Source organism: Thauera chlorobenzoica, assembly GCF_001922305.1.
Lineage (GTDB): Bacteria > Pseudomonadota > Gammaproteobacteria > Burkholderiales > Rhodocyclaceae > Thauera > Thauera chlorobenzoica.
Genome location: NZ_CP018839.1, coordinates 1021699 through 1043914, shown reverse-complemented (window position 1 = coordinate 1043914; position 22216 = coordinate 1021699). Strand labels below are relative to the sequence as shown.

General features: G+C 68.6%; 20 protein-coding genes and 1 other RNA gene. 6 read left to right on the top strand and 15 right to left on the bottom strand.

Annotation, left to right across the window (positions count from 1 at the left end):
- The first annotated feature begins 218 nt into the window (after window positions 1-218).
- A complete protein-coding gene (locus Tchl_RS04980) occupies window positions 219-1481 on the top strand; it encodes a D-amino acid dehydrogenase (protein ID WP_075147427.1) in 1263 nt (420 codons plus the stop codon).
- Here the strand turns inward: Tchl_RS04980 and Tchl_RS04975 are convergent.
- From Tchl_RS04975 to dnaX, 9 genes are all read right to left on the bottom strand, one after another.
- The gene (locus Tchl_RS04975; protein ID WP_075147426.1) at window positions 1453-1935 is read right to left on the bottom strand and encodes a hemerythrin domain-containing protein; all 483 of its coding nucleotides are present in this window, start codon (window positions 1933-1935) and stop codon (window positions 1453-1455) included. The genes Tchl_RS04980 and Tchl_RS04975 overlap by 29 nt on opposite strands.
- A 10-nt stretch (window positions 1936-1945) precedes the next feature.
- The gene (locus Tchl_RS04970; protein WP_075147425.1) at window positions 1946-2389 is read right to left on the bottom strand and encodes a ClpXP protease specificity-enhancing factor; all 444 of its coding nucleotides are present in this window, start codon (window positions 2387-2389) and stop codon (window positions 1946-1948) included.
- A 64-nt stretch (window positions 2390-2453) separates the two neighbouring features.
- Window positions 2454-3050 (bottom strand): glutathione S-transferase N-terminal domain-containing protein, encoded by a 597-nt coding sequence (locus Tchl_RS04965; RefSeq protein ID WP_075147424.1) that lies wholly within the window; start codon window positions 3048-3050, stop codon window positions 2454-2456.
- A gap of 107 nt (window positions 3051-3157) precedes the next feature.
- The gene (locus Tchl_RS04960; RefSeq protein ID WP_075147423.1) at window positions 3158-3913 is read right to left on the bottom strand and encodes a cytochrome c1; all 756 of its coding nucleotides are present in this window, start codon (window positions 3911-3913) and stop codon (window positions 3158-3160) included.
- The gene (locus Tchl_RS04955) at window positions 3910-5178 is read right to left on the bottom strand and encodes a cytochrome b (protein ID WP_075147422.1); all 1269 of its coding nucleotides are present in this window, start codon (window positions 5176-5178) and stop codon (window positions 3910-3912) included. Before Tchl_RS04955 ends, Tchl_RS04960 begins: the two co-directional genes overlap by 4 nt.
- A gap of 3 nt (window positions 5179-5181) precedes the next feature.
- On the bottom strand, window positions 5182-5775 hold the full coding sequence (petA, locus tag Tchl_RS04950; protein ID WP_075147421.1) for a ubiquinol-cytochrome c reductase iron-sulfur subunit: 594 nt from the start codon (window positions 5773-5775) through the stop codon (window positions 5182-5184).
- A 189-nt stretch (window positions 5776-5964) separates the two neighbouring features.
- Window positions 5965-6558, bottom strand: coding sequence for a recombination mediator RecR (gene recR / locus Tchl_RS04945; RefSeq protein ID WP_075147420.1), 594 nt, complete (start codon window positions 6556-6558; stop codon window positions 5965-5967).
- 13 nt (window positions 6559-6571) lie between these two features.
- On the bottom strand, window positions 6572-6895 hold the full coding sequence (locus Tchl_RS04940; protein WP_075149576.1) for a YbaB/EbfC family nucleoid-associated protein: 324 nt from the start codon (window positions 6893-6895) through the stop codon (window positions 6572-6574).
- Window positions 6896-7002: 107 nt separating this feature from the next.
- The gene (dnaX, locus tag Tchl_RS04935) at window positions 7003-9009 is read right to left on the bottom strand and encodes a DNA polymerase III subunit gamma/tau (RefSeq protein ID WP_075147419.1); all 2007 of its coding nucleotides are present in this window, start codon (window positions 9007-9009) and stop codon (window positions 7003-7005) included.
- A 182-nt stretch (window positions 9010-9191) separates the two neighbouring features.
- Here dnaX and cfa point away from each other — a divergent pair, with 182 nt between their 5' ends.
- Entirely contained in the window at window positions 9192-10388 is a 1197-nt protein-coding gene (gene cfa / locus Tchl_RS04930) for a cyclopropane fatty acyl phospholipid synthase (protein ID WP_083945156.1), read from the top strand.
- A gap of 114 nt (window positions 10389-10502) precedes the next feature.
- Here cfa and ffs read toward each other — a convergent pair.
- Window positions 10503-10601, bottom strand: an RNA gene (gene ffs / locus Tchl_RS04925) — signal recognition particle sRNA small type.
- 99 nt (window positions 10602-10700) lie between these two features.
- On the opposite strand from ffs, the gene Tchl_RS04920 reads away from it, so the two are divergent.
- The 4 genes from Tchl_RS04920 (at window position 10701) to Tchl_RS04905 (ending at window position 16940) form a co-directional block, all read left to right on the top strand.
- Window positions 10701-11516, top strand: a complete 816-nt coding sequence (locus tag Tchl_RS04920) for a nitroreductase family protein (protein WP_075147418.1) — start codon at window positions 10701-10703, stop codon at window positions 11514-11516.
- A gap of 47 nt (window positions 11517-11563) precedes the next feature.
- Window positions 11564-13423 carry an SLC13 family permease gene (locus Tchl_RS04915; protein ID WP_075147417.1) on the top strand — a complete coding sequence of 620 codons (1860 nt, stop codon included), beginning with the start codon at window positions 11564-11566 and terminating at the stop codon, window positions 13421-13423.
- 172 nt (window positions 13424-13595) lie between these two features.
- On the top strand, window positions 13596-14030 hold the full coding sequence (dksA, locus tag Tchl_RS04910) for an RNA polymerase-binding protein DksA (RefSeq protein WP_075147416.1): 435 nt from the start codon (window positions 13596-13598) through the stop codon (window positions 14028-14030).
- A 186-nt stretch (window positions 14031-14216) separates the two neighbouring features.
- Window positions 14217-16940, top strand: a complete 2724-nt coding sequence (locus Tchl_RS04905) for a diguanylate cyclase (RefSeq protein ID WP_075147415.1) — start codon at window positions 14217-14219, stop codon at window positions 16938-16940.
- Window positions 16941-17069: 129 nt separating this feature from the next.
- Here Tchl_RS04905 and Tchl_RS04900 read toward each other — a convergent pair whose 3' ends face one another.
- The 5 genes from Tchl_RS04900 to Tchl_RS04880 are packed head-to-tail and all read right to left on the bottom strand — an operon-like array spanning window position 17070 to window position 22215.
- The gene (locus Tchl_RS04900) at window positions 17070-17456 is read right to left on the bottom strand and encodes a hypothetical protein (RefSeq protein ID WP_075147414.1); all 387 of its coding nucleotides are present in this window, start codon (window positions 17454-17456) and stop codon (window positions 17070-17072) included.
- Window position 17457: 1 nt separating this feature from the next.
- Entirely contained in the window at window positions 17458-17973 is a 516-nt protein-coding gene (locus tag Tchl_RS04895) for a chemotaxis protein CheW (protein WP_075147413.1), read from the bottom strand.
- Window positions 17970-19652 (bottom strand): diguanylate cyclase, encoded by a 1683-nt coding sequence (locus Tchl_RS04890; RefSeq protein WP_075147412.1) that lies wholly within the window; start codon window positions 19650-19652, stop codon window positions 17970-17972. The genes Tchl_RS04895 and Tchl_RS04890 overlap by 4 nt, the downstream gene beginning before the upstream one ends.
- Window positions 19653-19665: 13 nt before the next feature.
- Entirely contained in the window at window positions 19666-20031 is a 366-nt protein-coding gene (locus tag Tchl_RS04885; RefSeq protein ID WP_075147411.1) for a response regulator, read from the bottom strand.
- A 24-nt stretch (window positions 20032-20055) separates the two neighbouring features.
- Window positions 20056-22215 carry a hybrid sensor histidine kinase/response regulator gene (locus Tchl_RS04880; protein ID WP_075147410.1) on the bottom strand — a complete coding sequence of 720 codons (2160 nt, stop codon included), beginning with the start codon at window positions 22213-22215 and terminating at the stop codon, window positions 20056-20058.
- Between the last annotated feature and the right edge of the window lies 1 nt (window position 22216).

Sequence of the window (22216 nt, the reverse complement as noted above, 5' to 3'; positions counted from 1 at the left end):
GGGGCGAATTATCGCGGTTCCGCGCCGCGAGCGCACGGCTTTAAGACAGCCTGCGGTTTCACCGCGGGCGACGAGCGGTTATCATCGACGCCTGCGTCGCACCGCTGCGGCAAGATCCGGCTCCGGGCTGCGCCAGCATCCGCCGGCCGCTCACCCCGCACGCGCAGCCACCGTCCGTTCCCAACCCGGCTTCCCAACCCACCGCACCCCGACCTTACATGCACGTCATGGTTCTCGGCGCCGGCCTGTCCGGGGTCACGACCGCCTGGTATCTGCAGCAGGCCGGTTTCGGCGTCAGCATTGTCGACCGCCAGCCCGGGCCGGCGCTCGAAACCAGCTTCGCCAACGGCGGGCAGATCTCGATCAGCCACCCCGAGCCGTGGGCCAACCCGGGGGCACCGCTGCAGGTGCTGCGCTGGCTGGGGCGCGACGACGCCCCGCTCAAGTTCCGTCCCACCACCGACCCCGCACAGTGGTGGTGGGGCGCGCGTTTCCTGCTCGAGTGCCTGCCCACCCGCGCCCACCGCAACACCGCGGCGATCGCCGCGCTGGCGCGCTGGAGCAGCGCGCGCCTGCACGAACTGCGCGCGCGCACCGGGCTGCAATACGATCAACTCGAACGCGGCATCCTGCATCTGTTCCACTCTCCGCACGAGTTCGCCCAGGCGCCGGCACGCGCCCGTCAGCTGGAGCTGCTCGGCATCGAGGCCCGCGTCTGCAGCCGCACTGAGTGCCTTGCCATCGAACCGGCGCTCACGGCCGGGGCGGGAACGCTTGCCGGCGGCCTGTTCGCTCCCGGCGACGAGTCGGGCGACGCCTTTCGCTTCACCCGGGAGCTCGCTGCGCGCGTACGCGAAAACGGCGCCGACCTGCACTGGGAATGCGATATCCGCCGCCTGACGGGCGGCTCTGGCACGCGCCTCGAGGGCGTTGAGGTGTGCGATGCAGAAGGACGCCAGCGGACCCTCCGCGCCGATGCCTACGTCATCTGCCTGGGGAGCTACGGCCCGCGCTTGGTCGCGCCGCTGGGCGAGCGCCTGCCGATTTATCCGGTCAAGGGCTATTCGATCACCGCTCCGCTGCTCGATGCTGCGCGGGCACCGAGCGTCAGCCTCACCGACGAATCGCGCCGCATCGTGTGCTCGCGCCTGGGAGATCGCCTGCGCGTCGCCGGCACCGCAGAGCTGAACGGCTTCGACACCCGCATCCGCAACGAGCGCATCCGTCCCATTCTGGAATGGGTAAAGAGCCGCTTTCCGGGCGCGATCGACGAGCACCAGGTCGAGCCCTGGGCCGGGCTGCGCCCGGCCACCCCGGGCAACCTTCCGGTGATCGGCCGCGGGCGGGCGCCGAACCTGTGGTTCAACACCGGGCACGGCACCCTGGGGTGGACCCTGGCCTGCGGCTCGGCGGCGGCGCTCGCCGAGCTGATGCGCGGACGCCCGGCACCGGTCAGCTTTCCGTTTCGCCTTCCGCGCTGAGCACGGCGCAGGCGCAGCCGCGTGCGCCGCCCGCCGCATCGAGCGGTGGCGTGCAGGTCCCGCTGGCGACGTCGAAACCGATGCTCGCGAGGTGGAAGGCGAGCGCCGCGTCCATGCCATTGACATGATTGCGGAACCACACCGGCAACTCTTCGATCAGGCGCCGGGCGAAGAACAGGTCGCCGCGCGCCATGCGCTGGCGCACGTCCTGCATCACCGCCAGCACGCGATCGTGCTCGGCGCGGTGGCAGCCGGGGAAATCGACCGCCTCCATCCAGCCGTTTTCGAGGTCGAAATGCGCCTTCGCCTGCGCGACCAGCGTGTCGAACCGCGCCAGCAGGTCTTCCGGCGCGGCCGCGAGGAGCGCGTTGTAACTGGCGACGAATTCGCGATGGGTGTCGTCCATCGGCGCAAGATCGTTCTCGAGTTCGTCGCTCCACACCAGGTCCGGCATGTGCCTCTCCTTACTTCACGACCTTCAGATGACTCCCGCGCGCGGGGCGCGGAGCTTCGGGCGACGGCGTTTCACTGCGCTCCTGCGCCAGTTCGGCGCTGACCTCGGCCATGTCTTCGGCCGGCGCCCCACCAGCCTCGCCCTCCTCGGGCTCGAACGCCATGCCCTGGCCGTTTTCGCGCGCATAGATGGCGATCACGTTCGCCACCGGGATCAGCAGCGAATGGGCGGCGCCGCCGAAGCGCGCCTGGAAGGAGATGGTGTCGTTGTCCATCTGCAGCTGGGAGGTCGCATCGGGCGAGAGGTTCAGCACCAGCTGCCCGTCGCGCGCGTAACCGGGGGGAACCCGCGTGTGCGCATCCACCCTGATCGCGAGGTAGGGCGTGAACCCCTGGTCGACGCACCACTCCCAGATGGCGCGCAGCAGATAAGGCTTGGTCGAAACAGTCGTCATCGGATCTCCATTGAGGAGGCGGGGCACGCCCGGGCCCCCGCCCTCCCCGCTCCAGGTCGGCCCCTCAACGGCGCATGACCTTTTCGGACGGCGTCAGCGCATCGATGAAACCCTGCCGGCTGAAAATGCGTTCGGCGTACTTCATGAGCGGCGCGGCGGCTTTCGGCAGCTCGATGCCGTAGTGCTCGAGGCGCCACAGCAACGGCGCGATCGCGACGTCGAGCATGGAAAATTCGTCGCCCAGCATGTACTTCTGCTTGGCGAACACCGGCGCGAGCTGGGTCAGGTGGTCGCGCACGTGGACCCTCACCTTGTCGACGCCTTTCTGCGCCGCCTCGAGCGCCTCGAGATGGGTGAACAGCTCCTGCTCGAACGTGTGCAGCAGCTGGCGTGCGCGCGCGCGCATGATCGGGTCGGGCGGCATCAGCTGCGGATGCGGGAAGCGCTCGTCGATGTACTCGTTGATGATGTTGGACTCGTACAGCACGAGGTCGCGATCGACCAGCACCGGCACCCGGTTGTAGGGGTTGATGACGGCGATGTCTTCAGGTTTGTTGTAGAGATCGACGTCGATGACCTCGAAGTCCATCCCCTTTTCGAACAGCACGATCCGGCAGCGGTGACTGAATGGATCGGTCGTGCCGGAATACAGGTTCATCATGATGTTGCCACTCCGGAATTCAAAAGCAAAAGCGCACCACGCGGCTTCGCGTGGTGCGTCTGAGGTCGGGCCGCGCTAGACGGCCTTGCGGCCCGCCGCGAAAAGGATCAATGAATGTCCTTCCAGTAGTTCTTCTTCAGCGCATAGCTGAGCACGAACAAGCCGGCGAGGAAAATCAGCACCACGGCACCGATCGACTTGCGCTTTTCTGCCACCGGCTCCCCCATCCAGACCAGGAAGGACACCAGATCGGCCACTGCCTTGTCGTATTCGGCAGGCGCGAGCAGGCCCGGCTTGGCAAGCGAGAGGTCGACCTTCTTGCTGCCGTCGGCATTTTCGGTGACCGTTGCCGCCTGTTCGCCCTGCAGCTGCCAGAACACGTGCGGCATGCCGACGTTTTCGAAGACGACGTTGTTCCAGCCGCTCGGCCGCTCCGGGTCGCGGTAGAACTGGCGCAGGTAGGTATACAGCCAGTCCGCGCCGCTGCCGAACTCGGAGGCGCGCGCGCGCGCCACCAGGGTCAGGTCGGGCGGTGCCTTGCCGAACCAGGCCTTGGATTCGGCCGGGCGCATCGCGATCTTCATCAGGTCGCCGATGCGCTCGCCGGTGAACATCAGGTTGTCGCGGATCGCCTGCTCGGACAGGCCGATGTCCTGAAGCTGGTTGTAGCGTGTGAAGCTGGCGCTATGGCAGTTCAGGCAGTAATTGACGAACAGCTTGGCGCCGTGCTGCAGCGCGGCCGGATCGTTGCTCACCGGCGCCTTGTCGAGGTGCAGGACTGCGCCGGCAGCCAGCGCGAGGGCCGGAGCGAACAGCAGTGCCGCCGCGGCGCGCTTGATCAGGTTCAGTAGACGCATCTTCATTTGAAAGTCACCCTTTCCGGTTCGGCCTTGCACTTGTCGAGCTTGCTGTACCACGGCATCAGCAGGAAGAAAGCGAAATACAGCACCGAGCAGATCTGCGACACCAGGGTGCGACCCGGAGTCGGGGGCAGCACGCCGAGGTAACCCAGGATGAAGAAGCACACCACGAAGACGGCCACGGCAAGCTTGAAGATCGGCCCCTTGTAGCGGATCGACTTCACCGGGCTGCGGTCGAGCCAGGGCAGGAAGGCGATGATCACCACCGACGCCCCCATCGCCACCACGCCCCAGAACTTCGCATCCAGCCCGAACAGCGGATAGGTGACCGCGCGCAGGATCGAGTAGAACGGGGTGAAGTACCACACCGGCGCGATGTGCGGCGGCGTCGTCAGCGGGTCGGCAGGGAGGAAGTTGTTGAACTCGAGGAAGTAGCCGCCGGCTTCAGGAGCGAAGAACACCACCGCGCTGAAGAAGAACAGGAAGGCGACGACGCCGACGATGTCCTTCACCGTGTAGTACGGGTGGAACGGGATGCCGTCGAGCGGGATGCCGTTGGCGTCCTTCTTCTTCTTGATCTCGACCCCGTCCGGGTTGTTCGAACCGACTTCGTGCAGCGCCACGATGTGGGCGACGACGAGACCGATCAGCACCAGCGGCACGGCGATGACGTGGAAGGAGAAGAAACGGTTCAGGGTGGCGTCGGAGACGACGTAGTCGCCGCGGATCACCAGCGACAGGTCGGGACCGATCACCGGGATCGCCGAGAACAGGTTCACGATGACCTGGGCCCCCCAGAACGACATCTGCCCCCATGGCAGCAGGTAGCCCATGAAGGCCTCGGCCATCAGCACGAGGAAGATCAGCGTGCCGAAGATCCAGATCAGCTCGCGCGGCTTGCGGTAGGAACCGTAGAGCAGGCCGCGGAACATGTGCAGGTAGACGACGATGAAGAACGCCGACGCCCCGGTCGAATGCAGGTAGCGGATCAGCCAGCCGCCGGGCACTTCACGCATGATGTATTCGACGCTGGCAAAGGCCACCGGCACACCGGAAGCGTTGAGCGAGGCGTCCGGCTTGTAGTGCATCACCAGGAAGATGCCGGTGAGGATCTGGATCACCAGCACCAGCAGGGCGAGCGAGCCGAAGAAATACCAGAAGTTGAAGTTCTTCGGCGCGTAGTACTCGGACAGATGCGCCTTCCAGGTCGAGGTGAGCGGAAAACGCTCGTCGATCCAGTCGAGCACGGCTTGGGATTTGGTTGTCATCGCTTATGCCTTCCCGTCTTCGCCAACAAGAATGGTGGTGTCCGCGAGGTAGTGGTGCGGCGGGATTTCGAGGTTGTCCGGCGCCGGCATGCTGCTATAGACGCGGCCGGCGAGATCGAAGATCGAGCCATGACAGGGACACAGGAAGCCGCCCGGCCAGTCGGCGCCCATGCCGCTTTCGGCGCCCATCTTGAATTTCTCCGACGGCGAACAGCCCAAGTGGGTGCAGATGCCGACCGCGATCAGGTATTCGGGCTTGATCGAGCGGTGCTTGTTCTGCGCGTAGGCCGGCTGCATCGGCTTGGCCGAATCCGGGTCGCTGACCCGGCCCTCGGTCTGCTCCAGCGAAGCCAGCATCTCGGGCGTGCGCCGCAGGATCCAGACCGGCTTCCCGCGCCACTCCACCGTCATCATCTCGCCCGGCGCGAGCTTGCTCACGTCCACTTCGACCGGTGCCCCGGCTGCCTTGGCGCGCTCGGACGGCGTCAGGCTGGCGACAAACGGCACCGCGGTCGCCACCGCAGCGACGCCGCCCGCGGCGGACGTCGCCAGCAGCAGGGTGCGGCGACTGCTGTCCATCTTTTGATCAACGCTCATGACCCTCTTCCCAGAAAGGAAACCTCGAAAGACTCGGATACGAAAATAATCGGCGGATTATAGCGAAGACGCTGCAGCAGAGAAAGCGCAAAGCCGGGATTACCTGCAGGAACAAGGCTTTCCGGGCCAAGACCGCGCCAAAACAGCCCTCCTGCGGGCACGGTTTTTCTGCACTGCAGCACCCCGCACTCAGAGTGTTCTGCGCTCGGCCAGGGCCTGGGCGATGGTGCCGGTGTCGGTATGCTCGAGCTCACCGCCCACCGGAACGCCGCGCGACAGCCGGGTCACCGCCACCCCGCGTGCCGACAGCAGCGCACCGACGGTGTGCGCGGTGGCTTCGCCTTCGTTGGTGAAGTTGGTCGCCAGGATCACCTCGCGCACACCGTCCTCGGTCGCGCGCGCGATCAGCTTGTCGAGGCGTAATTCGCGCGGACCGATGCCATCGAGCGGAGACAGGCGCCCCATCAGCACGTAATAAAGGCCGCGGTACGCCTGGGTCTGCTCGATCATCGCCAGATCGGCGGGCATTTCGACCACGCACAGCAGCGCGCCATCCCGTCGCGGATTGGCGCAGCGCGGGCACACCGCCTCCTCGGTGAAGCTGTTGCAGCGCTCGCAGTGGCGCAGCACTTCAAGCGCGCGGGTGAGCGCCTGCCCGAGCCGCGCCGCGCCGCGCTGGTCGCGCTGCAGCAGGTGGTAGGCCATGCGCTGGGCGGACTTCGGCCCCACTCCCGGCAGGCAGCGCAGCGCCTCGATGAGCTCATCGAGGCTGGAAGGCATCATGCCGCGCCTCCGCTCAGAACGGCAGCTTCATGCCCGGCGGCAGGTTCAGCCCGGCGGTGACGCTGGCCATTTTCTCCTGGGTGGCGGCCTCGGCCTTGCGCACCGCATCATTGAGTGCGGCGGCGACGAGGTCTTCGAGCATTTCCTTGTCGTCCATCACCGAATCGTCGATCGACACCCGGCGCACATCGTGCTTGCAGGTCATCTGGACCTTGACCATGCCGGCGCCGGCCTGGCCCTCGACTTCGATCGAAGCCAGCTGGTCCTGCATCTTCTTCATGTTTTCCTGCATCTGCTGGGCCTGCTTCATCAGGCCGGCGATACCACCTTTCATCATCATGCATTCTCCGTTGAGTCAGTCGGAATGAGTGGATCGAAAAGGAAATGACGACAATCCGGCGTCCTTCCCTGCCCCTTCACCGGGCAGCCCGCGGCAACGGGGGCTCACAGGGGCTTCACCGTACTCTCGACGAGCGTGGCGTCGAAACGTTCGATCAAGTCGCGCACCAGGGGATCGGCCTCAAGCGCCGCAACGGCCTCGGCATGACGCGCCCGGCGTTCGATCGCGTCGCGCTGCGCGGGCGTCTCACCAGCGATGTCGCCAATGTCGATCCTGAGCTTCAGGCTGTGCCCAAGAGCCCCCGAGAGCTGGTCCTGGAGGCGGTCGAGGGCACCGCGGTTCATGTCCAGCAGGTGACGATGACCGACCGCCAGACGCAGATCGAGACTGTTCGCATCACTGCGGACCCACTCGCAATGCTGCGCCAGTTCGCGCACCAGGCCGCTGAGCTCAAGCGTCCGGATCAGTCCGCGCCAGTCGCCCTGCGCCAGCAGCGCGGCAGCTTCGCCCGGCAGCGGCGTTTGCACGGCGGGCACCGGGCGGGGGGCAACGGCGGCGGCCGGCTCGAGCGGGGGCGGCGAAGCTTCCGCTAACGGCGGGGAGGAGGCGCCGGGCCAGGCCGGCTCGCGGCTTCCGCTTCCGCTTCCGCTTCCGCTTCCGCTTCCGCTTCCGCTTCCGCTTCCGCTTCCGCTTCCGCTTCCGCTTCCGCTTCCGCTGTCGACAGCGTAAGCCTCGGGCGGAAGGTCCTCCCATGGCGGCACGTCATGCGTCGAGGCCGGCGCGGGCAGGCCTGCAGGAGCAGGCCCATCACCCGCCGCTTCCTGCCCGAGCGGCGCCGCTGCGGGCGAACGCGGAGCGGCAGGCATTGCCGCAGCAGGCGGGCCGTTCCGGCCAAGCCCCTGCCCCTCGCCCCGGGGCAGCACCGGGGCTGGCGCCGCAGGCTGCGGCGCTCCAGAAGCGGGCGTGGGCGCCGTCCGGGCGCGGCCGCTGCCGCCGGGGGCGAGGCCGGGCCCGCCGAGCGCCTCCGGCTGCTCCGGCCGGAACGCGTGCAGGCGCAACAGCGTCATCGTGAAGCCGGTGTACTCGTCCGGCGCCAGCGCCAGTTCGTCGCGACCGTGGATCGCGATCTGGTAGCCGAGCTGGAGGTATTCGGCGTCGAATGCGGCGGCATGGCCCGCGATCCGGACCCGCTCGGCCTCGTCGGCGATCGCCTCGGGAGCGAACTGGGCAAGAGCGATGCGATGCAGCAGCGTCGCCAGAGTCTGCAACGCGGCATCGAAAGACAGGCTGCGCGCTTCCATGCCGTCGGCGACCGCGAGCAGCGCGGGCACGTCGGCGGCGGCGAGCGCATCAAGCACCGCGTACAGGTGGTCGTCGCCCACCGTGCCGAGCATGTGGGTGACCTGCTCTTCCCCGACCTTGCCAGCACCGTGCGCAATCGCCTGGTCGAGCAAGGAGAGCGCATCGCGCATCGAGCCCGCCGCCGCCTTCGCCAGATGGCGCAGCGCGCCCGGCTCGAACGGCACCGCCTCGGCCTCGAGGATGCGGCCCAGGTGATCGACGATGTGTCCCGGCGGCATCTGCTTGAGGTTGAACTGCAGGCAGCGGCTCAGCACCGTCACCGGGATCTTCTGCGGATCGGTGGTGGCGAGGATGAACTTGACGTGCTCGGGCGGCTCCTCCAGCGTCTTCAGCATGGCGTTGAAGGCATGCCCGGTGAGCATGTGCACTTCGTCGATCATGTAGACCTTGTAGCGCCCCTGCACCGGCGCATAGACGGCCTTGTCGAGCAACGCCGCCATGTCGTCGACGCCGCGGTTGGAGGCGGCGTCCATCTCGACGTAGTCGGGGAAGCGGTCGGCGTCGATCGCGCGGCAGGCGTCGCACACGCCGCAGGGCTCGGCGGTGACGCCGGTCTCGCAGTTGAGCGCCTTGGCGAGGATGCGGCTGATCGTGGTCTTGCCCACCCCGCGGGTGCCGGTAAACAGCCAGGCGTGATGCAGCCGCCCGGTGGCGAGCGCATGCGACAGCGCGCGCACGACGTGCTCCTGACCGACCAGCGTGGCGAAGGATTTCGGCCGCCACTTGCGCGCGAGGACCTGATAGCTCATGGCGGGCGATTCTAGCAGAGCAGCGGGCATCGGCCGCGGCCAATCGCCCGACAGCCCTTTGCGCCCCATGCCCCCGGCAATCCAGTGGCTATATCACAAACCAATACCTATTGTTGACTCGTCGGCAGGGAACTTCCGGCCCGCCGTGCAGGCCAACGCGATGACAAGGCAGGGAGGCCAGGATGGAACAGACCCGCAAGGACATGCCCTCTTCCGGCAGCCATCATGCCCCGGCAACGGGGCGGCTGACGGCGGAAAACGCGGCCCAGCGCGCAATCGCCGACCTGCTCGCCGAAGCCGACATCGAACTCGGCGGCGAACGCCCCTGGGACATGGTGATCCACCATCCGCAGACTGCCGAGCGCATCCTCGCCCGCGGCAGCCTCGGCCTGGGCGAAAGCTACATGGAAGGCTGGTGGGACTGCGCCCGCCTGGACGAGTTCATCGCCCGCGTGCTGTTCGCCCGTCTCGACGAGAAAGTCGGCACCAGCGCGCTGCGGGTGCAAGGCATTCGCGCCCGCCTGTTCAATTTGCAGAGCCTGCGCCGCAGCTGGCAGGTCGGCGAACTGCACTACGATCTGGGCAACGACTTCTTCGAAGCCATGCTCGACGGCCACCTCGCCTACACCTGCGGCTACTGGGCGCAGGCTGGCACGCTGGAAGAGGCGCAGACCGCCAAGCTCGACCTGATCTGTCGCAAGCTCGGCCTCGCGCCCGGCATGCGCCTGCTCGACATCGGCTGCGGCTGGGGCAGCCTGATGAAATTCGCCGCCGAGCACTACGGCGCCGAATGCGTCGGCCTCACCATCTCGCGCGAGCAGGCCGAGCACGGCCAAGGCCGCTGCGCCGGGCTGCCGGTCGCCTTCCGCCTGCAGGACTACCGCCAGTTCAACCGCGGCGGCAGCGAACGCTTCGACCGTATCGCCTCGGTCGGCATGTTCGAGCACGTCGGCGCCAAGAACCACGGCGCATTCTTCGAGATGGCGCGGCGCAGCCTGAACGAGGACGGTCTGTTCCTGCTCCACACCATCGGCAAGAACCTGCGCCGCACCCCGACCGACCCCTGGATCGACCGCTATATCTTCCCCAACGGCGACCTGCCCTCGCTCGGGCAGATCGCCGACGTCTCCGAGGACGGCTTCATCATCGAAGACGTGCATAACTTCGGCGCCGACTACGACCGCACCCTGATGGCCTGGTACGCGCGCTTCGAAGCCGCCTGGCCGCAGTTCGCCGCGCGTTACGGCGAGCGCTTCCGCCGCATGTGGCGTTACTACCTGCTCGCCTGCGCCGGCACGTTCCGCGCGCGCAGCAACCAGCTGTGGCAGATCGTCATGTCGCCGCGCGGCGTCGCGGGAGGCTATCGCCGCCCCGGGTGAGCGCCCGCACCGGGCAACGACCCTACCCGCCCGGCGCCCAGGACGCGATGCTGTTCGTGGGCAAAAAAGCCGAAGGGCACCCGCGAGAGGGTGCCCTTCGGCTTCGATGTCCAGGGTGGCGAGCCCGACCCCCGGCACTTGCAGGGAGCGGCTGTGGCTGCTGCCTTCCGGCCCTGACCAGGTTCACCGCGCTGCAATGCGGGGAGACCCGCCACGGCCGGCATTGTAGCAGCACCGCTGCCGCCGCGGGATGCCGGATCGCGCGGCGCAACCGATATACTGCGGATTCCCCACCTCCGGACACGCCCTGCCATGACTCCGCAACGCCTGCTTGCCCGCTACGGCAGCGAATCCGCCCCTGCCACCGACACCCTCAACCCGTTCATCGAGCACCTGCTCGAGCATCGTTCGGTACGCTCCTTCCTTCCCGACCCGGTCTCCGACGCCCAGCTCGCCGCGATCATCGCCGCCGCCCAGTCGGCCGCCAGCTCGTCCAACCTCAACGTCTGGAGCGTCGTCGCCGTGCGCGACGCGGCCCGACGTGAAAAGCTGGCCGAGCTCGCCGGCGGCCAGGCTCACGTCCGCGAAGCACCGCTGCAGCTGGTGTGGCTCGCTGACCTCGCCCGCCTGCGCCGGGTCGCCACCGCCCTCGAACGCCCGTCCGCCGGCCTCGACTACCTGGAGATGTTCCTCACCGGCGTCATCGACGCCGCGCTTGCCGCACAAAACGCCGCCGTCGCTGCCGAATCGCTCGACCTCGGCATGGTCTATATCGGCGGCATGCGCAACCACCCGGAAGAAGTCGCCCGCCTGCTCGAGCTGCCGCCCGAAGTGTTCGCGGTGTTCGGCATGTGCGTCGGCACCCCCGACCCGGCGCGGCCCGCCGCGGTCAAGCCGCGCCCGCCACAGTCGGTGGTGGTGCACCACGAGACCTACTCGCAGCCCGTCCAGGACGACGGCGTCGAAACCTACAACCGCACGATGGCGCAGTTCTACGAGGCACAGCAGATGAAAGTGCATGGCAGCTGGGCGGTGCACTCGGTCAAGCGCATTGCCGGCCCGGAAACCCTGTCCGGCCGCGACCGCCTCGTCGAGGCCCTGCACACCCTCGGCTTCGGGCTCAAATAGGCGCAGGCACCTTCCCCGGCCCCGCGGCCACTCCGGGGAACGATGCGATGACGCACGACCAGCTCCTGATCCTGGCGATCCTTTGCGCCACCGTCGCCCTGTTCCTGTGGGGGCGCTGGCGCCACGACATGGTGGCTGCGGGTGCGCTGCTGGCCTGCGTCCTGGCGGGCCTGGTCGAACCGGCCGTAGCCTTCGCCGGCTTCGGCCATCCGGCAGTGGTCACCGTCGCCTGCGTGCTGGTGCTGAGCCGCGGCCTGCAGAATTCGGGCGCGATCGACGTCCTCACCCGCAGTGCGCTGCCCGCCCATGGCGGACCGACCGCGAGCATCGCCGCGCTGAGCGTGCTCGCCGCCGTGCTCTCGGGCTTCATGAACAATGTCGGCGCGCTGGCCCTGCTGATGCCGGTGGCGATCCAGCTCGCCGGCCGCCTCGGGCTGCCGCCCGGCAAGGTGTTGATGCCGCTCGCCTTCGCCTCCATCCTCGGCGGCACCACGACCCTGATCGGCACCCCGCCCAACCTCATCGTCTCCGGTTTCCGGGCAAGCCAGACCGGGGCGGGCGGCTTCGCGATGTTCGACTTCACCGCCGTCGGCCTGCCGCTCGCCCTCGCCGGGCTCGCCTTCATCGCCCTGCCCGGCTGGCGGCTGGTACCGGCGCGAGCGCAGCCCGGTGCGGCCGGCTTCGATACCGGTGCCTACCTTACCGAGGCGCGCGTGCCCGAAAGCAGCAAGGCTGCCGGGATGCGCCTGCGCGAAGTCGAGGCCGAGCTCGACGAGGCCGGTGTACAGGTGGTCGGCCTGGTACGCAACGAGGTGCGGATGATCGCACCGAGCGGTGGACGAATCGTCCGCGCCGGCGACATCCTCGTCATCGAAGCCGAAGTCGAAACCCTGCCCGGCGTGCTCAGCCAGCTCGGGCTGGAGCTCGCGGAAGCTCATCCGCCGAACGTGGAGGAGGGGCAGGAGGGCGCCGACGAAACCGCCCCGCCATCCGCGCGCGGCACCCGGCCGGACCCCCTGCCCGGAGCCGGCAAGGACCCCGAGCGCAGCGACGAGCTGATGCTGATGGAGCTCGTCGTGCGCCCCGAATCGGCCCTCGCCGGGCGCTCGGCCAGCGACATCCTGCTGCGTTCGCGCTACGGCCTGAACCTGCTCGCGGTGTCGCGCGACGGCGCACGCGCCAGAGCGCGGCTGCGCACGCTGAAGATCCGCCCCGGCGACCTGCTGCTGATGCAGGGGGACGCCGACACCCTGAGCGAATTCGCCACCGACTTCGGCTGCGTGCCGCTGGCCGGACGCGAGCTGCGCATCCCGGACAAGCGCAAGGCGTTCACCGCCACCGCCATCATGGTGGTGGCGGTGGCCACCGCAGCCCTCGGCCTGCTGCCGGCGGCGCTGTCCTTCACCGCCGGGGTACTGGCTTCGATGGCGCTGCGCACGGTGCCCCCGCGTGCGGTGTACGAGGCGGTGGACTGGCCGGTGGTCGTGCTGCTGGCCGCCCTGCTGCCGGTCGCCGGCGCGATGCAGAGCAGCGGCGCCGCCGACCTCCTCGCCCGCCTGCTGCTCGACGGCCTGGCCCGGGGCGATGCCGTGATCGGCCTCGCCCTGATCCTCGTCACCACGATGCTGCTCACCGACCTGATGAACAACGCCGCCACCGCTGCGGTCATGGCCCCGATCGGGCTCGGTGCGGCAACCCAGCTCGGGGTCAACCCCGACACCTTCCTGATGGCAGTCGCAATCGGCGCCTCCTGCGCCTTCCTGACCCCGATCGGGCACCAGAACAACACGCTGATCCTGGGCCCGGGCGGCTTTCGCTTCGGCGACTACTGGCGCATGGGGCTACCGCTCGACCTGCTGGTGCTCGCCGTCACGATCCCGCTGCTATTGCTGGCCTGGCCCTTGTGAGCGGCGCCCGGCCCCCAAACCCGATCCGCTTCGGGTCCGGGCGGATCGACGGGCGGCACGGAAGATTCATCACTGGCCGTCGGCATTGCCGTGTATCGTGGGCGAACGGGTCGCGGCCTTCCGGCCCACAAGGCAGCCCATCGACCACGGCGCACGCCCGAGGAAAAACATCATGAACGAGACTATGAGCGCTCCCGAGACGCTGCCGAGCGCGGCCGAGTTGCTCGCCGCTCCCGAGTCGGATTACATGTCCGACCGTCAGCTGGCGTTCTTTCGCGCATTGCTGATCCGCGAGCGCGACGCGCTGCTCGCTTCGGCGCACGAAACCACCCTGCACCTGCAGGAGTTCGAAACCACGCCGGACCCCTCCGACCGCGCCTCCCTCGAGGAAGACCACACGCTCGAACTGCGCGTGCGCGACCGCGAGCGCAAGCTGCTGCACAAGATCGACCGCTGCCTCGAGCGGATCGACAACCGGACCTACGGCTGGTGCGAGGACAGCGGCGAACCGATCGGCATCGCCCGCCTGCTCGCCCGCCCCACGGCCACCCTCAGCATCGAGGCCCAGGCTTACCACGAAGCCAAACGCCGGATGCGCGCCAGCTAGGCTCTCCGGACCGGCAACCGCTCCCGGCTCCACCCCGATCACCCAGCGCCACCATTCCGGGCGCGATCATGCGATGCCGATCCGCATTCACTCCATCTACGGTGGCTGATATGCTGGACGTCATCACATGACAGGATTCGATCCGTGCCGGGCTTTCGTCACCTCGGAGTGAGGGTATGGGCGAGCGTGCTCCTGGTCCTTTGCCTGGGCACGGCGCTGACCGTAGCCATCGCACAATACGACCGCCGGCTGGGCGAGCGGTCGCAGTCGAGCCGGATCGAAGTCCGCCTCCAGGCCGCGGCATTCCAGCTTGAACGCACGCTGTCCGCACTGGTGCAGCTGAACCACGATGTGGCCGCAGCCATCCTCCCCGAACGCACCGTCACCGCAGAAAAGCTGCGACCCCTCGCCGAAAAGCTCATCAACGACCACCGGCGGATCATCAACGTCGCCGTGTCGCGCGGCCTGGAGGTTGTGTTCGTCCACCCGCTCGAGGGCAACGAAGCCGTGCTGGGGATGCATTTCGACTCGCGCCCGGAACAGATGGAAGGGGTGCGGCGCGCGATCGAGCGGCGCACCACCGTGATTGCTGGCCCCCTGTCGCTGGTGCAGAGCGGGCGCCCCGGGCTGATCGTACGCACCCCCGTCTTCCACCCCGCCACCGCTGGCGAGCCGGGAGAGCTCTGGGGGATGGTATCTTCCGTCGTCGAGTTGGAAGGCATCCTCGAGGACGCGGGCCTGTCCTCTCCCGCCTTGCCTTTGACCCTGGCAATCCGCGGCCGCGAGGGCAGCGGCGCACAAGGCCCTCCCTTCCACGGCGACCCCGACCTGTTCCGACGCCCCCATGTCGCAGTAGACGTCGCGCTGCCGGCGGGCGGCCGATGGCGACTGGCCGCGGCCCCGCCAGCGGACGATACCGAGGCCGCAGCACGCCGCACCCGTATCTATGCCGGCGGCAGCGCGATCAGCCTCACCCTGGCGCTCCTGCTGCTATACCGCAGCGGAGCTTTCGGGCGCGGCCGCAGTGCTAACCCGGCGCCGCCGTTTCTTCCGGCAAGGACCCGGATCGGCATCCGCGCCTTCCTGACGGGAGCGTCGCTGCTGGCGCTCCTGCCCATCCTCGCGATCGGCGGGTGGGTGTCCTACCGCACTGCCCAGCAATCGACCGAGCGCTTCAGCCAGGCGCTGGCGCGGGAAATCGGCGACCGCCTGCACGATCGCGTAGCCGCCTTTTTCGAAGTGCCGCGGCATTTCGTCGCTTTCAACATCGAGCAGGCTCGGGCCGGCCTGCTGCGGCACGAAAAACCCGAAGACCTGATGCGCGGCTTCCTTTCCCAGATCCGTCAACAGCCGCTGCTCACCTTCGTTTCGATGGGCATGGCGGACGGCGAATACTACGCCGCCAGCCGCCCGCCGCACGGTGCCGACAAGGCCTTGCGGATGCTCCACTCACGCATCTCCGACGACTACGTGATGCACATTTTCCGTACCGATCAGACGGGCCGGAGCACAAGCCTGATGTCTACCGGCAAGGGCCGGTTCGATGCCAGGCGCCGCCCCTGGTTCGAAGCCGCCCTGGATTCGGGCAGTCTGGCCTGGTACCCGGCCTACCGCTATGCGATCAACGACGCCGAAGGGGCCTACGACACCATGGGCATCGGCATGTCCGCCCCGCTGTTCGACCCGCACGGCAGCTTCATCGGCGTCGCCACCGCCGATGTGGCGCTATCCCAGCTCAGCGAGTTCCTGCGCGAGCTGACCGCCGGCACCCGCGCGACCGCCTTCATTGCCGAAGCCAATGGCCTGTTGCTGGCGAACTCCGCGCTGGCTCCGATCTACCGCCTCGACGGCGAAGAGGCCGTCCGCATCCCCCTCGCGGAAAGCGACAGCCCGCTCATCCGTGCCGCCGCCCGAACCCTCACGGCATCCGCGCACCCCGAAGGCAGCGCATCCATTCCGATCGACGGCGGGAATTTCCTCTTCGAATGGCACAGCTTCGCGCTGGCGCAGGGGCCGACCCTGACCATCGGCCTGATCCTGCCGACCTCACACTTCGAAGCCATGGCCAGCGACACGCTGCGCAACATCCTCTACCTGGCACTGGCGGTGATGATCCTCAGCCTGATGATCGGCCTGGTCGCCGCCGACTGGGTGGCACGCCCCCTGGGAGCCTTGAGCCGAGCCTCTTCCAGGCTCGCCCGCGGCAACTGGCAGCGGACGTCGGGCGAACCCGGCCCGATCCGCGAAGTCGCCACCCTGTTCCATGCCATGGACTGCGTGGCGGCTCAGCTCAAGCGTCATACCGAAACCCTCGAACACAAGGTCAGGGAGCGCACCGAAGAGCTCGAAGCGGCCAACCACAAGCTCGCCATGCTGTCCCTCACCGACGGCCTGACCGGCATTTCCAACCGCCGCCACTTCGACGAAATGCTGCACAGCGAATGGGCCCGGGCACTGCGCACGGCGCAGCCGCTGGCGATCCTGATGGTCGACATCGACCTGTTCAAGAAATACAACGACCACTACGGCCATCAGGCCGGTGACGAGTGCCTGACCCGCGTCGCCCACGCGATCCAGTCCTGCGTCAAGCGTGCCGGAGACCTCGTCGCGCGCTACGGTGGGGAAGAATTCGCGGTGATCTGTGCCGAGTCGGATCTCGAAAAGGCCACCGCGCTCGCCGACATCCTGTGCCATGCTGTCGCCGCACAGGCGCTGCCGCACGTGCTGTCGCCCCACGGCAGGGTGACCGTCAGCATCGGCGTCGCCGCAACGGTGCCGACGCCGGAAGTGGCGCCGGAAACCCTGCTGCGCCGTGCCGACGAGGCGCTCTACCGCGCCAAGGCGGGCGGGCGCAACCGGGTTAACGCCGAGACCGGCAATCCGCAGCTGGTCCCCGCCGGCCCGGCCTGAACGCCGGCCGGCGACCGGGAACGTCACCGTCGGACCGACCGGTGACGCAGCGCAAGAAAACGCCAGGCCGCCCCAGGTTTTCCGGCCCCCTGCGGGGGGCGGAAAGGGCAAAGCCGCTGCCTGGGGCACTCAAAACCCGGCGCCGCCGTCCGCCGGTCCGAACAAGGCCAGCACCCGGTCGCCGACGACGGCAAGCCCCTTCAGGGTGGCGCTTCGCTTCATCGCCTCGATCAGGGGCGGCAACGGCACGATGTCGGCCACCTCGACGCGGAGCAGCTCGAGCGGGCCGTCCGCCAGCACTTCCCGCATCCCGCCCGCAGCGCGCAGCACCAGACGCACCGGCGCGCGCGGACGGGCCGGTGCCAGGCCGAGGACGGACTCGATGGTGGCGGGCGCGTCGCCATCGGCACCACGGTGGCGTGATGCCCCCACATGGCGGGCCTCGATGCCGCACAGCGCCACCCCGGAACGGAACAGGACGACGTCGAGCACGGCGCCGGGCACCCCGGGCCCCACCTCAGCGCTCCGCGCTGCCGCCATGGCGAGCGAACAGGAGCGCCGGATCGAGCAGCAGCGCCGGCCCATCCGCCGCGCCGACAATCCCGCAGACCACGCCTTGCAGCGCTTCGGCAAGCGCTCCGGGCGGCGGCTCGATCGCGCTTTCGAGGACGTCGCGGACGTCGACGACACGCTCGACGCGGATCGCGCTGCGGATGCCCGCGGCCTCGACCAGCAGCATCGCCCGGGCGCCTTCGCCCTTTTCCGGCGCAAACCCGAGCGCATCGTCGATGCGCAGCACCGACTCCACGCTGCCGCGCAGGTTGATCACCCCTTCGATCTGCGCCGGGCAGCCGGGGACGAAGAACACCGGCATCCCGGCAAGGATCTCGCGCACGCATTCCCCGCGCAGGGCGAAGCGGTCGCCGCCGAGCTCGAACACCACCAGCTTGGCCATCGGCTCGTCCACTTCGACGATCTGCGCCGCGACCGACCCGCGCAGCGCGAGCACCTGCTCGAGCGTCGCCGTGTTCACGCCGCCACCGCTTCGCTCACCGAGGCGAGGACGCGGTTGCGCCCCCCCTGCTTGGCCCCGTACAAGGCCCGGTCGGCCACGCCGAACAGGCTCGCGAGGCTGCTGCCGGCCACGTGCTGCGCCACCCCGGCGCTGAAGGTGCAGGTGAACGCCTGGGCGCCGTCGGCAAACTCGACACGCTCGAACAGGGTCCGGAGCTGGTCGATGCGCGCCACCGCCATGTCGAGCGCGGCATAGGGCATGATCACCGCGAACTCTTCGCCACCATGGCGGCCGATCACGTCCGAGTTGCGGAAGTGCTGCTTCAGCATCCGCGCCAGGGAAGCGATCACCTGGTCGCCGGCGCGGTGGCCGTAGCTGTCGTTGATGCGCTTGAAGTGGTCGATGTCGATCAGCGCGAAACACAGCCCGGTGCGGTTGCGGTCGCTGGCGGCGATCGCGTTCTCGAGCATGTACAGCGTCGTCGAATGGTTGAACAGCCCGGTCAGGCTGTCGCGCACGATCAGCGCGCGCAAGGCGCGGGTGCGCTCGGCGCGGATCGCGACTTCCGACACCAGCGCCACCGGGTCGATCGGCTTGACCATGAAGCCGTCGGCGCCGATGCGCATCGCCGCACGCTGCTTGCGCTGGTCCGACTCGCTGGAGAAGAACAGGATCGGCAGCGAGAAATGGCTCGGCACCTGGCGGATCACCTGCGCCAGCTCGGTCCCCGAGCACCCCGGCATGTACATGTCCATCAGCACCATGTCGGGGCGGAACGCCTCCAGCACCTCCAGCGCCCGCAGCGGGTCGGAGACGCGCGTCGTCATCATCCCGGCTTCCTCGAGGATCATGCAGTGGTAGGCCGCCACTTCCCGCTCATCGTCGATCACCAGGATGCGGTAGGGCTCGACCGGCTGGACGTGGGTGATCTCGTCGAGCACCGCGGCAAGGTCGGCCGAGCGCACCGGTTTCAGGAAGTAGGACGTGCCGCCGGCCCGCACCGCATGCAGGCGGGCCTCGAAGTCGTCGCGCGCGGAGATGAAGACCGTGTTCAGCGGCGGGTCGAAGCGCCGGTTGACGGCGGCCATGAACTCGGTGCCCGAATTGCGGTTGTCGGGAAAGTGGATATCCATCACCACGCAATCCGGGCGGCGGCCATCGATCGCACGCTCGAGCGCGCCGGTGTCGAGAAAGCCCCGGACTTCGTAGCCGAAGCAGCCCACCTGGGTCACCAGCTGGTCGAGCGATGCGGCATCGTCGTCACATACGTAGATCAGCCGGCCGCAGGCATCGACGGCCGCAGGCAGGCCCGCATTGTCGAGGTTGAAGCCGAGGAACTCCCCGCCCTCGGCCGCCGCGGGCGCCCCCGCGATCTCGAGCGCCGCCCGCTCCAGGCGGTCCACCGCAAAGCCCAGCGCCTGGCGGCAGCGCGTGCTGTCGTCGCAGCCGTTGGCCAGGATCTCGCCTTCGAGCGCGATCTCGCGCAGGCCGTCGAAGCCGAACACCGCAGCCGAGCCCTTGAGGTTGTGGAACAGGCGCTGCAGCTCTTCATTCCTGCAGCAGTCGCAGCCGTGCACCGCGCTCTCGCCGAGCACTTCGCGCATGCGCCCGATCCGCCCGGGCAGATGGGAAACGAAATCGTCGCGCAGCTTTTTCAGGCGCTCGGCCGGCTTGGCGGCGGAAGTGGGTGCGTTCATCCGTGTTCTCGGGTCATGCCGCCCGCGCTCGGGCGATGCGCTCGACGGCGCGGGCAAGGTTGTTGTCGAGATCGCCATCCTTCAGCACGCAGGCGTCGAGCCCGGGCTCGGCGGCAAGCAGGCCGGCCGGATCGTCTCCGCTGAGGAGGACGAAGGGAATGCGGCAATCCTGGGCGCGTAGTTCACGGAACAGCTCGATCCCGCTGATCAGGGGCATGTTCATGTCGCACACGATCAGGTCGACGTTTCCGCCCTCTCCCAGTTGTCCAACGGCATCGGGCGCATTCTCGCACAGCATGGTGTCATGACCCAGTTCTTCCAGGATCGCCGCCGCCACCTGGCCGGCAAAAGGGTCGTCATCCACGATCAGGATCCGCACGGTTGATCTCCAGGCGCCGGCCGTTCAGGCCAGCAGGGTTTTCAGGGTTTCGACCAGGCTGCGCTGATCGAAGTCGCCCTTGACGATGTAGGCGTCGGCGCCGACCTGCATGCCGCGCCGCTTGTCTTCGTCGCGCTCGCGGGAAGTGATGATCAGGATCGGCCGGTGCCGGTAGCGCTCTTCCTCCCGCAGCCGCGCGGTCAGCGAGAAACCGTCCATCCGCGGCATCTCGACGTCGGTCAGCACCGCGTCGAAGTCTTCGGCCAGCGCCTTGGCCAGGCCATCGACCCCGTCCTCGGCGAGCGTGACCAGGTAGCCATGGGCTTCGAGCACTTCCTTTTCGAGCTCACGGGTATTGAGCGAATCATCCACCACCAGCAGGCGGCGGGCGTTCCCCGCAGCGCCGCCCGGCGCCCGGCGCGGCGCGTCGGCGCCGGCATGGCGCGCATGCACGAACAACGCCGGCGCATGGAGCACGCAGGCCAGTGCCCCGCTGCCGGTCTCGACCACGCCGGTGACGAAGCGGGCCGGCGCGAGCATCGCCGGAAGCGGCTTGATCACCATGTCGCGCTCGTCGAGCAGGGCATCGACCCGCAGCGCGATCTTGTCGCCACGCACGCTCAGCACCAGCAGCAGCGCTCCGCCACCGCTCGCCGGCCGCGGCGGCAAGCCGAGCAGCGCATCCAGCGCCACGACCGGAACGAACTCGTTGCGCACGATCACCGCACTGCGCTCGGCCACCTTCAGCAAGGCCTCCGCCGGCCGGCGGACGATCTCGCTCACGCCATGCGCGGGAATGCCGAACGGATGACCCGCGACCTCGACCAGCAGCATCCGCAGCCGGGCCAGGCTCAGCGGCAGGCGCAGCACGAAGCGCATACCCTGTCCGGGACGGGAATGCACCCCGATCTCGCCGGAGAGCTCCTCGGCCAGGGTCTGCCTGACCACATCGAGCCCGACCCCCCGCCCGGAGACGTCGGTGATGATTCCGGCGGTGGAAAAGCCGGGAAGGAACAACAGGTCGATCACCGCCTTTTCCGACAGGGCCGCGGCCTCGCCGGCGTCGATCAGCCCGCGCGCCAGCGCCTTGTCGCGCACCGCGTCGAGGTCGATACCGGCACCGTCGTCGGCGACTTCGATCACCGCATGCGCCCCGTCCTGGCGCGCGACGAGTTCGACCCGCCCCCGCTCCGCCTTGCCGCTGCGCCGCCGCGCCGCGGGCGGCTCCAACCCGTGATCGACGGCGTTGCGCAGCAGATGGACGAGCGGATCGGAGAGCTTGTCGATGACCTGGCGGTCGAGCTCGATTTCACTGCCGCGGACGACGAACTCCACGTCCTTGCCGAGCGAGCGGGCGAAATCGCGCATCATCCGCCCCATCGAATCGAAGATGACCCCCAGCGGCAGCATGCGCATCACCAGCGTGCGCTCGTGGAGGGCGCCGATCATCATGTCCTGGGTGCGGACGCCGTCGCGCAGCGTCCGGCCAAAAGCGCGCATGCGCTCGTGCACCGCAGGCAGGCGGGAAGCATCGGCGATGCCGCGTTCCAGTTCGCGTTCGAGCGCATGCGCCTGCGCCGCCCACTCCCGCACCCGCGCCTGCGAGGAAGCGAATTCGCCCATCAGGCCGATGAGCTCGTCGAGCTTGTCCACCCGGATCCGTACCGTATCGATCCCGGCCTGGCGTCCGCGCGCGGCCTCCGCGTTGCCGCCGTCGCCGGCCTGGCCGGGCGCATCCGCGGCGTCCCCGGCTGGCTGCTGCAGCGGATTTCCGGGGTCGGATGCGGAATCGGGCGCCGCCGCAGCCGCCAGGGCGGCGCACAGCGCCGCAGCGGGCGCCGGCAAGGCGGTCGCGTCGCGGGTGGCGGCCAGGCTGTCGACCTGCGCCGCGATCGCATCGACGCCTTGATAAAGCGCGCCCGCAAGACGGCGATCGAAGCGCACCCGGCCTTCGCGCAAGGCGCCGAGCACATCCTCCAGAAGATGGGCCGTCTCGGTGACCGGCGTCAGCTTGAGCATCCGCGACGAGCCCTTCACCGTATGCGCGGAGCGGAACAGGGCATTGATCAGCTCGGCATCGGCGTGGCCGGCTTCCAGGGCAGCCACGCCTGCCCCGAGGCGGCCGAGGTGCTCCCTCGCCTCCTCGACGAAACGATCCATGAAGCGGCCGATGTCGATCGCCACC

Excerpts from the sequence above, each read along its gene's own strand:
- Tchl_RS04980 (WP_075147427.1), top strand. The coding sequence starts at position 219 with ATGCACGTCATGGTTCTCGGCGCCGGCCTGTCCGGGGTCACGACCGCC.
- Tchl_RS04975 (WP_075147426.1), bottom strand. The coding sequence starts at position 1,935 with ATGCCGGACCTGGTGTGGAGCGACGAACTCGAGAACGATCTTGCGCCG.
- Tchl_RS04970 (WP_075147425.1), bottom strand. The coding sequence starts at position 2,389 with ATGACGACTGTTTCGACCAAGCCTTATCTGCTGCGCGCCATCTGGGAG.
- Tchl_RS04965 (WP_075147424.1), bottom strand. The coding sequence starts at position 3,050 with ATGATGAACCTGTATTCCGGCACGACCGATCCATTCAGTCACCGCTGC.
- Tchl_RS04960 (WP_075147423.1), bottom strand. The coding sequence starts at position 3,913 with ATGAAGATGCGTCTACTGAACCTGATCAAGCGCGCCGCGGCGGCACTG.
- Tchl_RS04955 (WP_075147422.1), bottom strand. The coding sequence starts at position 5,178 with ATGACAACCAAATCCCAAGCCGTGCTCGACTGGATCGACGAGCGTTTT.
- petA (WP_075147421.1), bottom strand. The coding sequence starts at position 5,775 with ATGAGCGTTGATCAAAAGATGGACAGCAGTCGCCGCACCCTGCTGCTG.
- recR (WP_075147420.1), bottom strand. The coding sequence starts at position 6,558 with ATGATGCCTTCCAGCCTCGATGAGCTCATCGAGGCGCTGCGCTGCCTG.
- Tchl_RS04940 (WP_075149576.1), bottom strand. The coding sequence starts at position 6,895 with ATGATGAAAGGTGGTATCGCCGGCCTGATGAAGCAGGCCCAGCAGATG.
- dnaX (WP_075147419.1), bottom strand. The coding sequence starts at position 9,009 with ATGAGCTATCAGGTCCTCGCGCGCAAGTGGCGGCCGAAATCCTTCGCC.
- cfa (WP_083945156.1), top strand. The coding sequence starts at position 9,192 with ATGGAACAGACCCGCAAGGACATGCCCTCTTCCGGCAGCCATCATGCC.
- Tchl_RS04920 (WP_075147418.1), top strand. The coding sequence starts at position 10,701 with ATGACTCCGCAACGCCTGCTTGCCCGCTACGGCAGCGAATCCGCCCCT.
- Tchl_RS04915 (WP_075147417.1), top strand. The coding sequence starts at position 11,564 with ATGACGCACGACCAGCTCCTGATCCTGGCGATCCTTTGCGCCACCGTC.
- dksA (WP_075147416.1), top strand. The coding sequence starts at position 13,596 with ATGAACGAGACTATGAGCGCTCCCGAGACGCTGCCGAGCGCGGCCGAG.
- Tchl_RS04890 (WP_075147412.1), bottom strand. The coding sequence starts at position 19,652 with ATGAACGCACCCACTTCCGCCGCCAAGCCGGCCGAGCGCCTGAAAAAG.